Annotated in this window: 7 protein-coding genes; 6 read left to right on the top strand and 1 reads right to left on the bottom strand. The window is 70.0% G+C overall.

Going from position 1 to position 10596, the window contains the following annotated elements; all coding sequences use genetic code 11:
* Positions 1-309: 309 nt before the first annotated feature.
* On the top strand, positions 310-1848 hold the full coding sequence (hutH, locus tag GUY61_RS28520) for a histidine ammonia-lyase (RefSeq protein WP_166633136.1): 1539 nt from the start codon (positions 310-312) through the stop codon (positions 1846-1848).
* Positions 1849-1979: 131 nt separating this feature from the next.
* Here hutH and GUY61_RS28515 read toward each other — a convergent pair whose 3' ends face one another.
* Entirely contained in the window at positions 1980-2351 is a 372-nt protein-coding gene (locus tag GUY61_RS28515) for a hypothetical protein (protein ID WP_313896912.1), read from the bottom strand.
* 128 nt (positions 2352-2479) lie between these two features.
* Between GUY61_RS28515 and GUY61_RS28510 the strand changes: the two genes are divergently transcribed.
* The 5 genes from GUY61_RS28510 to GUY61_RS28490 all read left to right on the top strand — a co-directional run bounded on the left by GUY61_RS28510 (position 2480) and on the right by GUY61_RS28490 (position 10447).
* Positions 2480-2854, top strand: a complete 375-nt coding sequence (locus tag GUY61_RS28510; protein ID WP_166633134.1) for a hypothetical protein — start codon at positions 2480-2482, stop codon at positions 2852-2854.
* Positions 2855-3129: 275 nt separating this feature from the next.
* On the top strand, positions 3130-4407 hold the full coding sequence (locus GUY61_RS28505) for an Ig-like domain-containing protein (RefSeq protein ID WP_166633133.1): 1278 nt from the start codon (positions 3130-3132) through the stop codon (positions 4405-4407).
* 165 nt (positions 4408-4572) lie between these two features.
* Positions 4573-6054: an ABC transporter permease gene (locus tag GUY61_RS28500; RefSeq protein WP_166633132.1), complete on the top strand. Its 1482-nt coding sequence runs from the start codon at positions 4573-4575 to the stop codon at positions 6052-6054.
* A 53-nt stretch (positions 6055-6107) separates the two neighbouring features.
* Positions 6108-6788 (top strand): ABC transporter ATP-binding protein, encoded by a 681-nt coding sequence (locus GUY61_RS28495; RefSeq protein WP_166633131.1) that lies wholly within the window; start codon positions 6108-6110, stop codon positions 6786-6788.
* 296 nt (positions 6789-7084) lie between these two features.
* Positions 7085-10447 carry a S8 family peptidase gene (locus GUY61_RS28490; protein ID WP_166633130.1) on the top strand — a complete coding sequence of 1121 codons (3363 nt, stop codon included), beginning with the start codon at positions 7085-7087 and terminating at the stop codon, positions 10445-10447.
* Positions 10448-10596 lie beyond the last annotated feature (149 nt).

Raw genomic sequence — 10596 nt, 5'->3', positions numbered from 1 at the left:
CCCGGTTGCCCCGCTGGACGCCTGGAGACGCGGCGGCCCGTCTCAGCGTCGCCGCGCTGGCCCGTCTCCGTGTCTCCGCGTCGCCGCGTCGCTCGCCGCCGGGGCCGCCCGAGAGCCGTCGGCCGAGTGCCGGCCGGGGGCGGCCGGTGAGTGGTCCTCGTCGTGGTGGCGTCCGGTCCTGGGCCTGGTGCGTGCGGGCCGTTCCCGTGCCGGCCCATGCGGTGCCCGCAGCGTAAGGACTCCTTCCCGGCAGCGGTGGTGACATTCTGCGATTCAGTCTCTAGTCTCCTGAATATGGATATGCACACTGTGGACACGGTGACGCTGGGGACCTCCGGAGTCCGCGCCGAGGACGTCATCGCCGTCGCGCGCCACGGGGCCCGCATCGAGCTGGCAGGGGAGGCCCTCGCCGCGCTCGCCGCAGCCCGCGAGATCGTCGACGCACTCGCTGCCCGGCCCGAACCCGTGTACGGGGTCTCCACCGGCTTCGGGGCCCTCGCCACCCGGCACATCAGCCCCGAACTGCGTGCCCGGCTGCAGCGCAACATCGTGCGCTCGCACGCCGCCGGCATGGGCCCCCGCGTCGAGCGCGAGGTCGTCAGGGCCCTGATGTTCCTGCGCCTGAAGACGGTCTGCTCCGGCCGGACCGGCGTACGTCCCGAGGTCGCGCTGACCATGGCCGACGTCCTGAACGCGGGCATCACCCCCGTCGTCCACGAATACGGCTCCCTCGGCTGCTCCGGAGACCTCGCGCCCCTGTCCCACTGCGCCCTGACGCTCATGGGCGAGGGCGAGGCGGAGGGCCCCGACGGAACCGTGCGGCCCGCCGCGGAGCTCCTCGCCGCACACGGCATCAAGCCCGTCGAGCTGCGCGAGAAGGAGGGCCTGGCGCTCCTCAACGGCACCGACGGCATGCTCGGCATGCTGATCATGGCCATCGACGACCTGCGCAGGCTCTACACCTCCGCCGACATCACCGCCGCGCTGTCCCTCGAGGCGCTCCTCGGCACCGACCGGGTGCTCGCGCCCGAACTGCACGCGATCCGGCCGCACCCCGGGCAGGCCGCGTCAGCCGCCAACATGCTGGCGGTGCTGAAGGGCTCCGGGCTCACCGGCCACCACCAGGACGACGCGCCGCGCGTGCAGGACGCGTACTCGGTGCGCTGCGCACCCCAGGTCGCGGGCGCGGGACGGGACACCCTCGCGCACGCCGCACTGGTCGCCGAGCGGGAGCTGGCCTCCGCCGTGGACAACCCGGTGGTCCTCCCCGACGGCAGGGTGGAGTCCAACGGCAACTTCCACGGCGCGCCCGTCGCCTACGTCCTGGACTTCCTGGCCATCGCCGCCGCCGACCTCGGGTCGATCACGGAGCGGCGTACGGACCGGCTGCTCGACAAGAACCGCAGCCACGGCCTGCCGCCCTTCCTCGCCGATGACGCGGGGGTCGACTCGGGGCTGATGATCGCGCAGTACACCCAGGCCGCCCTGGTCAGCGAGATGAAGCGCCTCGCGGTGCCCGCGTCGGCCGACTCGATCCCGTCCTCCGCGATGCAGGAGGACCACGTGTCCATGGGCTGGTCGGCAGCCCGCAAGCTGCGTACGGCCGTGGGCAATCTCACGCGGATCGTCGCCGTCGAGCTGTACGCGGCGACGCGCGCCGTCGAACTGCGGGCCGGGCTGACCCCGGCGCCGGCTACCCGGGCGGTCCTCGCCGCCGTGCGGGCGGCGGGTGTGCGCGGTCCCGGGCCCGACCGCTTCCTCGCGCCCGATCTGTCGGCCGCCGAGGAGTTCGTGCGCAGCGGCGCGCTCGTCGCGGCCGTGGAGCCGGTGACGGGCACACTGGCCTGAGCCGCCGGCCCGGCCCCGCCCTGCCGTCCCGCGGGGCACGCGGGAACCGCCGTGGAACGCAGGGAGCGGAGGCCGTACGGACTGCGCGTGCGGCCTCCGGGCCCCCGGCCTCCGGTCCTGGCGTCCGGGCCTCAGCGGCCGTACGAGGACCTGGAGCCGACCCGCATCGAGTACGCGACGAAGCCGGCGCCCAGACCGAGCAGTCCCGTGCCGCCGATCAGATACGGAGTCGTGTCCACGCTGCCGGTGTCTGCGAGCGTGAGGTCCTCCCCGGCGGTGCCCGTGGACTGCCCGGTGGTGCGCTCGGAGCGGTCGGCCCGCCCGTCCTGGGCGGCCGCGCGTGCCTCTTCGGCCTCTTCGGCCTGGCCGGAGGTCTGCGAGGAGGACTCTCTCGAAGCGGTCTCCGCCTTGTCGGCCGTCGCGTTCGCGGACGGGACGAACCAGAGTGCGCAGAGGAGCGTCCCGGCAGCGGTGGCGGTGATCAGCGGTCGACGTGCGGACACGGAATCGATCCCCCTTGTGGCGCTGGCGAATTGGCCGTGTGTGGCGATGCTAGTGACAACAGGGGGTCGTGGGAAAGTCCGGTGGTTCGCGGAGGACCATGTGCGGTCCCCGGCATACCCTCGGCGGCATGAGCACATCCGAGACATCACGGTTCGTACGACTCAGGGCGGAACTGGTCCTGGAGATCACCGACTCCGGCGCGCTGACCAGCGCGGCCCTCGACCGCATCCTTGCCGACGAGTTCATGCCCGAGGACGAGCGCGGGCATGCCGAGGCGGCGGTCCGCGAGGACGAGGCGGAGGCGCTGGCGTATCTGGTGGAACCCTTCGATCTCGTCGGCGACGTGCCGGGCATCGAGGTCGCCCAGGCATCATGGAGCAGCGAGGAGATCGAGGACTACGACCCGGAGTCGGTCGAGTGGGACCTCGGCGGAGACCTCGACGGGGACGATGCCGACGGCGATGCCGGGGATGGCCGGGAAGCCCCGGCCCCCGGCGCGTGACGGACACGTGATTTGCATGTCGGAGGGCACCCCGTGAAAGCTTCTGGGGCAACGGGGATTCGCCGCTTCCGCACAGGGGCCGCGGGGGCCACGGGTGACCGCGGGCGCGTGGCGAAGAAGAACGAAGCCGCCGGGAGTGGTGTTGCACACATTTCCAGCAGAAGAGGAACTGACCGAACCGGATAGGTGTTCACCAACCATTGTCCGGTGTTGTTCGCCCAGCGGCTCCGGCAACGGTGGGTCGGGGGTTCGTGGGGCTCTTGGGATCGGCAACGATGGAGAAACGTGTGATGACGGACAGCAAGCGGCGGCGCAGGGGTCTGAAGGCCGCGTCCGTGCTGCTCGGTGGAATGCTGACGCTCGTGGCCTGCGGCGGGGGCGACGAGAGCAGCGCCAGCGACTCCGCCGACGGCGCCAACAAGTCGCAGCAGCAGGCGGACAAGGCGGCCGCCGAGGACGCGTCGGAAGCGAAGATATCGATCGCCCCCAAGGACGGGGCGACGAACGCCTCCATCAACAGTGCCGCCAAGGTCACCGTGAGCAAGGGCACCCTCACGGAGGTGACCATGACCGCCGCCGAGACCGGCGCGGAGGTCGCGGGCACGATCTCCGACGACGGCCTGAGCTGGCAGCCGGACGGCCAGCTCGAGCGCTCGACCAAGTACAAGATCGTCGCCAGTGCCGAGGACGGCAAGGGCCGCGAGGCGCACGAGAACGCCACCTTCACCACCGTCTCCCCGGAGAACAGCTTCATCGGCTACTTCACGCCGGAGGACGGCTCCACCGTCGGCGTCGGCATGCCGGTCTCGATCAACTTCAACAAGTCGATCGGTGACAAGAAGGCCGTCCAGTCCGCCATCGAGGTCTCCTCGACCAGCGGCCAGGAGGTCGTCGGCCACTGGTTCAACGACACCAGGATCGACTTCCGCCCCGATCAGTACTGGCAGGAGGGCTCGACCGTCACCCTCAAGCTGAAGCTCGACGGTGTCGAAGGCGCCGACGGCGTCTTCGGCGTGCAGGAGAAGACCGTCACCTTCAAGATCGGCCGCAACCAGGTCAGCGTGGTCGATGCCCAGGCCAAGACCATGAAGGTCACTCAGGACGGCAAGACCGTCAAGACGATCCCGATCTCCGCGGGTTCGCCGGAGAACAAGACCTACAACGGTCAGATGGTGATCTCCGAGAAGTTCAAGGAGACCCGGATGAACGGTGCCACGGTCGGCTTCACGGACGACGACGGCAAGGGCGAGTACGACATCAAGAACGTCCCGCACGCCATGCGGCTGTCCACGTCGGGCACCTTCATCCACGGCAACTACTGGGGTGCCGACTCGATCTTCGGCAGTGTCAACACCAGCCACGGCTGTGTCGGCCTGAACGACGTGGAGGGCGCCGGCGACCCGAACCAGCCCGCCGCGTGGTTCTATGACAATTCGATCATCGGTGACGTCGTGGTCGTCAAGAACACCGGTGACAAGACCATCGCCCCGGACAACGGCCTCAACGGCTGGAACATGGACTGGGCCCAGTGGAAGGCCGGCTCCGCCGTCTGATCCCGTACCGGCGGCCGGGTCGCTCCCGACCGGGCCGCCGTCCCCACCCGCCACGGCGGCGGGCGCATCCGACCTGCTCGGGTGCGCCCGCCGCCGTCGCCGTTCTCATCGCGCTCTCATCCCGGGCTTATCGCGTCATCACGGCGCCACCCTAGTTTTCGCGCCATGTTCTTCACCTACCTCAGGCGCGAACTGCGCCGCCGCAGAAAGGCGGCCCTCGTCGTCGCCTCGGGCCTCGCCCTCGGCATCGCGCTGGTCATCGTCGTCAACTCCGTGTCCGCCGGTATGACCCAGGCTCAGGACAAGGTTCTGGAATCGCTGTACGGCCTGGGCACGGACATGACCGTGACCAAGGCGGCCGAGCCCGCCGGGGAGGACGAGGGACAGCGCGGCCCGCGCTTCGAGTTCGACGCGCAGGACAGCGACAGCGACGACGAGCAGAGCAGTGACCGGGTGATGGTCCAGGGCTTCCAAACCCTCGCCGCCTCCATCGTCACCAGGATCGGCGAGCAGGACGGCGTCGCGGACGCGGTCGGCGGCCTCAACCTCCAGGTGCTCAAGGTCAGCGGCCGGTTCCAGCGCGGCGAGTTCAAGCAGGACGAGAGCGCCGGCACCGGCGGCCAGGGCGGCCCCGGCGGCGGCCAGGGCGGCCCCGGCACGCCCCAGGGCGAAGTGCAGGGCGGCGGCGCCGAGTTCGACGTCAACAACTACACGGTCTTCGGTACGGACGTCTCCAACCTGGAGCTCGGCCCGCTGACCACGATGAAGATCACCAAGGGCCGTACCTTCAAGTCCTCGGAGACCAACGCCAAGGTCGCCGTCCTGGACAGCTCGTACGCCAAGGAGAAGGAACTCTCCGTCGGAAAGACGCTCACCGTCTCCGGCACCAAGTTCGAGATCATCGGCATCGCCACCCCGGACAGCGGCGACTCCTCCGCCAATGCCTACATCCCGCTGAAGCGGGCCCAGACGCTGGCCGACTCCAAGAACAAGGTCACCACGGTCTACGTCAAGGCCGCCGACTCGCAGCGGATCGACTCGGTGAAGTCGGCCATCCAGAAGAACGTCTCCGGCACGACGGTCACCACCTCCGCCGACCTCGCCGACACCGTCTCCGGCTCCCTGTCCACCGCCTCGGACCTCGCCACCAACGTCGGCAAGTGGCTGTCCATCGCGGTCCTCGTCGCCGCCTTCCTGGTCGCCGGCCTGCTGACGATGTCGGCGGTCGGCCGACGCGTCCGTGAGTTCGGCACGCTCAAGGCACTCGGCTGGAAGAGCGGCCGCGTCACCAGCCAGGTCGTCGGCGAGGCCCTGGTCAACGGCCTCATCGGCGGCGCCCTCGGTATCGCGGTCGGCCTGGCCGGCGCCTACACCGTCACCGCGATCAGCCCCACCCTGAAGGCCGAGATCGCCTCCTCGGGCGGCGGCATGGGCGGCGGTCCCGGCGGCGGCATGGGCGGCCCCGGCGGCCAGGCCCGGGAAGCGGCCACCAACGCCCTCGACATCGCGCTGACCGCACCGGTCTCGGTCACCACCATCCTCCTGGCCGTGGGCCTCGCCGTCGCGGGCGGCCTCATCGCCGGCGGCTTCGGCGGCTGGCGCGCCTCCCGGCTGCGCCCGGCCGACGCGCTGCGCCGCGTCGAGTAGTCAGCCCCGGGGCAGCCCGGTCCACACCCCAGCCTTCGCAGGAGTACACCGACATGTATCAGCTCAGAGCCGTCACCAAGCAGTACAAGCGCGGCAAGCAGACCGTCCACGCCCTCGCGGGCGTCGACCTGACCATCGAGGACGGCGGACGCCTCGTCATCCAGGGACCCACCGGGGGCGGCAAGTCCACGCTGCTGCAGATGCTCGGCGGTCTCGACCGGCCCACCTCCGGCAGCGTGGAGCTCGACGGAGTCGACCTCGCCAGGCTCAGCGAGGCCAGGCTCACCAAGGTCCGCGCCGAGAACATCGGGTTCGTCTTCCAGAGCTTCAACCTCATCCCCACGCTCACCGCCCAGGAGAACGTGGAGACGGCCCTCGTCCCGCTCGGGGTCAAGGGCGCCGAGCGCCGCAGGCGCGCCGCCGAGGCCCTGGAGTCCGTGGGGCTCGGCGAGCGGCTGACGCACCTGCCGTCGGAGATGTCCGGCGGCCAGCAGCAGCGCGTCGCCATCGCCCGGGCCCTGGTGAAACAGCCGAAGGTGCTGCTCGCCGACGAGCCGACCGGCAACCTCGACGAGGGGATGCGGGACGAGATCATGGATGTGCTGGAGACCATGTGGAAGGAGCACGGGCTGACCTTCATCATGGTCACGCACGACTCCGCGATCGCCAGGAAGGCGCCGCGGCTCGCGACGATCAGCAAGGGCACCGTGAAGATCACCGAGAACGCGGTGTGACGGCCCGTCCCGCCGCTGCTGTGTGACAGCCGTCCTCCTGCGGTGGTGTGACAGCCGTCCTCCTGCGGTGGTGTGACGGTTCGTCCCGCCGGTCGCTTCGTAATAATCGTGCAACAGCTCAACCAGCAACATCCACAACGCTATTGAGCCTCGGGCAACCCCCCGGCATAGTTCCTTGTTACCGGGGGGTTGATCAGGCGACCACTGACAACGCGCATGTCATGGGCATGCGCTCTCTTCCCCCGGCCCGCACGGGTGCACGACACCTCAACGCAGGGGGAAATTTGAGCAAGCACATGAGCAGAGCGCGCTTCGCCACGGTCTCGACCGCCGTGGCGGTGGCCCTCGCGGCGGGAATGACCGCCTCGCCGTCCGTGGCCGCGGACCGCAGTGCCTCCCTCGCCGCCTCGCCGGCGGCATCGCAGTTGCAGCAGGGCAAGGTCAAGCACTGGGTGACGCTGATCACCGGTGACCGGGTCGGCGTGGACGCCAAGGGCCGTCCCGTCACCATCGACCACGCCGAAGGACGGGCGGGCATACCCGTCAAGGTGCAGCGCGTCGACGGCCACAGCTACGTGGTCCCGATGGACGCCCAGCGCCTCATCGCCCAGGGCCGCCTCGACAAGCGGCTGTTCGACGTCACCACGCTCAGCAGGGCCGAGTACCGCAGGGCCCAGCGCGCGGGCCTGAAGCTGATCATCGACTACAAGGGCTCGGCCGCCGGTGCCAAGCGCGCGGTGCGCGCGGCCGGCGACACCGAGGTGCGCCGCACCTTCCCGCAACTGGGCGCCGAAGCCGTCACCACACCGAAGGACGACGCCCCCGACATCTGGGAGGCGCTCACCGACGACCCGGCGGGCTCCGACTTCCGCACCCCCGCCTCCGGCGTCGGCAAGGTCTGGCTCGACGGGGTGCGCAGGGCCAGCCTCGACAAGAGCGTCAAGCAGATAGGCGCCGACAAGGCGTGGGCCGCCGGATACGACGGCACGGGCGTCAAGATCGCCGTCCTGGACACCGGTGTCGACCAGACCCATCCCGACCTCGCCGGCCAGGAGATCGCCGAGAAGAACTTCTCCGCGTCCACCAACACCAAGGACGGCGTCGGCCACGGCACGCACGTGGCCTCCATCTCCGCCGGTACCGGCGTCAAGTCGGGCGGCAAGTACAAGGGCGTCGCGCCCGGCGCGAAGATCCTCGACGGCAAGGTCCTCGACGACTCCGGCTACGGCGACGACTCCGGCATCCTCGCCGGCATGGAGTGGGCCGCCGCCGAGGGCGCCGACATCGTCAACCTCAGCCTCGGTGGCTACGACACCCCGGAGACCGACCCGCTCGAGGAGGCCGTCAACCGGCTCTCCGCCGAGAAGGGCATCCTCTTCGCCATCGCCGCCGGCAACGAGGGCGAGATGGGCCCCGGTTCGGTGGCCTCGCCCGGCAGCGCGGAGGCCGCGCTCACCGTCGGCGCCGTCGACGACGCCGACAAGCTCGCCGACTTCTCGAGCATCGGCCCGCGCACCGGCGACAGCGCCATCAAGCCCGATGTCACCGCCCCCGGCGTCGACATCACCGCGGCCGCCGCGCCGGGCAGCCTCATCGAGCAGGAGGTCGGCCAGCGGCCCGAGGGCTACCTGACCATCTCCGGCACGTCGATGGCCACTCCGCACGTCGCGGGCGCCGCCGCGCTGCTCAAGCAGCAGCACCCGGACTGGAAGGGTGAGCGCCTCAAGGCCGTACTCACCGGCTCCGCCAAGGGCGGCACGTACACGCCCTTCGAGCAGGGCAGCGGCCGCGTCGACCTGACCAGGGCCATCAAGCAGACCGTCTTCGCCGAGGGCCCCGTCTCGCTGAGCTTCGGCCGTACCGAGTGGCCGCACACCGACGACACCCCGGTCACCAAGAAGGTCGTCTACCGCAACACCGGTGCCGAGGACGTCACGCTCGACCTGGCCGTGACCTCCACCAACCCCTCCGGCGCGGCGGCCCCGGCCGGCTTCTTCAAGCTGTCGAAGACGAAGCTCACCGTCCCCGCGGGCGGCACCGCGGAGGCCGAACTCACCGCCGACACCCGCCTCGGCGGCACGAAGGACGGCTTCTACAGCGCCTACGTCACGGCCGCCGGCGGCGGCCAGAGCGTCCGCACCGCGGCCGCGGTGGAGCGCGAGGTCGAGTCGTACGACGTGACGGTGAAGTTCATCGGCCGCGACGGCGCCCCCGCCAAGTACAACGACGCGACCTTCGCCGGCATCACCGGCCTGGCCGAGGACCGGTACATCGGCGCAGGCGACCCGTCCGGCACGGTCAAGGTCCGCATCCCCAGGGGCGGTTACGTCCTGGACACCACCATCGCCGTCGATCCGGAGAACTTCCACAAGGGCGTCGACTGGATCGCCCAGCCCAAGCTCTCCGTCACCAGGAACACGACGATCACCGTCGACGCCCGCAAGGCGAAGCCGGTCGACATCACCGTGCCCGAAAACGGAGCCAAGACGGACTTCGCCTCGCCCGACTACGGCGTCGACACCGGTGGGAACGGAGCCGCCTTCGGCTGGTTCCTGGACTCGTACGAGGGCTTCCACACCGCGCACCTCGGCCCCAAGATCACCGACGGCTCGCTGTTCCAGCAGTGGGTCACCACCTTCACCAAGGGCTCCAAGACCGAGTACGACACCGTGGTCGGCGGCACGGTGAAGGAACTCGGCACCGGCTACACCAAGCACCTGAAGAAGAGCGAGCTGGCCAAGCTGACCGTCGGCCTGGGTGCCTCGGCCAAGAACAAGCAGGGCATGGTCATGGCCATGGGCTTCCTGCCCGGTTCCTTCGGCGGCTCGGCGATCGGGTACATCCAGCCGGTCCCCGGCAAGCGCACGGTGTACGTGTCGACGCTGGACAAGGCCAAGTGGTCCCTGGACTTCGAGCAGATGGGCGAGCCCGACGAGGACGGCTTCCCGACCACCGAGGCGATGTACGTCCTCGACGCCAAGAAGTACAAGGGCGGCGAGAGCTACTCGAAGACCTTCAACACCGGTGTCTTCGGCCCCAAGCTGGACAAGTTCAACGGTGTCTTCCGCGACGGCAACAAGATCTCCGCGTACGTCGAACTGCTCGCGGACGGCCAGGGCCACAGCGGCGCGTCCGTCTACACGTCGGGCAGGACGACGCTCTACCGCAACGGCACCAAGCTCCGTGAGGTCGCCAACCCCACGACGGGCGAGGACGAGTTCAAGGTCCCCGCGGGCGAGGCGACGTACAAGCTGACCACCTCGGTCAAGCGCAGCACCAAGGTCGCCGGGGTCTCCACCCGCGTCGACGCCGGCTGGACCTTCAAGTCCAAGAAGGTGAGCGACGAGACCCGGATGCCGGTCTCCACGGTCCGCTTCTCCCCGGAACTGGCCCTGGACTCCACCGCCAAGGCCGACGCCACCGTCAAGATCCCGGTCAAGGTCCTCGGTGAGGCGGCCAAGCGCGGCAACCTCAAGTCCCTGTACGTGTACGCCTCGTACGACGGCGGCCAGACCTGGAAGATGCTGACCGTCAAGGACGGCAAGGTGAAGGTGAAGAACCCCAAGGCGGGCAAGGGAATCTCCTTCCACGCCAAGGTGACGGACAAGAAGGGCAACAAGGCGACGCTGTCGGTGTACAACGCGTACCTCGGCAAGTGACTCGTCCGTCCTGACGGCCGTCCGGCCCGTACCCCGGCCCGCCGGAGCGCTCCCGCTCCGGCGGGCCGGTGCCTTTCCGCGAAGCCCACCGGAAGCGCCCTCCGGAGGGCCTCCGGAGGCCCCTCCCGCGCCCCCGACCAGGCGCGGAA

The sequence above is a fragment of the Streptomyces sp. GC420 genome, assembly GCF_009916105.1.
Classification (GTDB): domain Bacteria; phylum Actinomycetota; class Actinomycetes; order Streptomycetales; family Streptomycetaceae; genus Streptomyces.
The sequence above is the reverse complement of the archived record's forward strand: the minus strand, read 5'-3'. Positions and strand labels throughout refer to the sequence as shown.

Excerpts from the sequence above, each read along its gene's own strand:
- GUY61_RS28510 (WP_166633134.1), top strand. The coding sequence starts at position 2,480 with ATGAGCACATCCGAGACATCACGGTTCGTACGACTCAGGGCGGAACTG.
- GUY61_RS28505 (WP_166633133.1), top strand. The coding sequence starts at position 3,130 with ATGGAGAAACGTGTGATGACGGACAGCAAGCGGCGGCGCAGGGGTCTG.
- GUY61_RS28500 (WP_166633132.1), top strand. The coding sequence starts at position 4,573 with ATGTTCTTCACCTACCTCAGGCGCGAACTGCGCCGCCGCAGAAAGGCG.
- GUY61_RS28495 (WP_166633131.1), top strand. The coding sequence starts at position 6,108 with ATGTATCAGCTCAGAGCCGTCACCAAGCAGTACAAGCGCGGCAAGCAG.
- GUY61_RS28490 (WP_166633130.1), top strand. The coding sequence starts at position 7,085 with ATGAGCAGAGCGCGCTTCGCCACGGTCTCGACCGCCGTGGCGGTGGCC.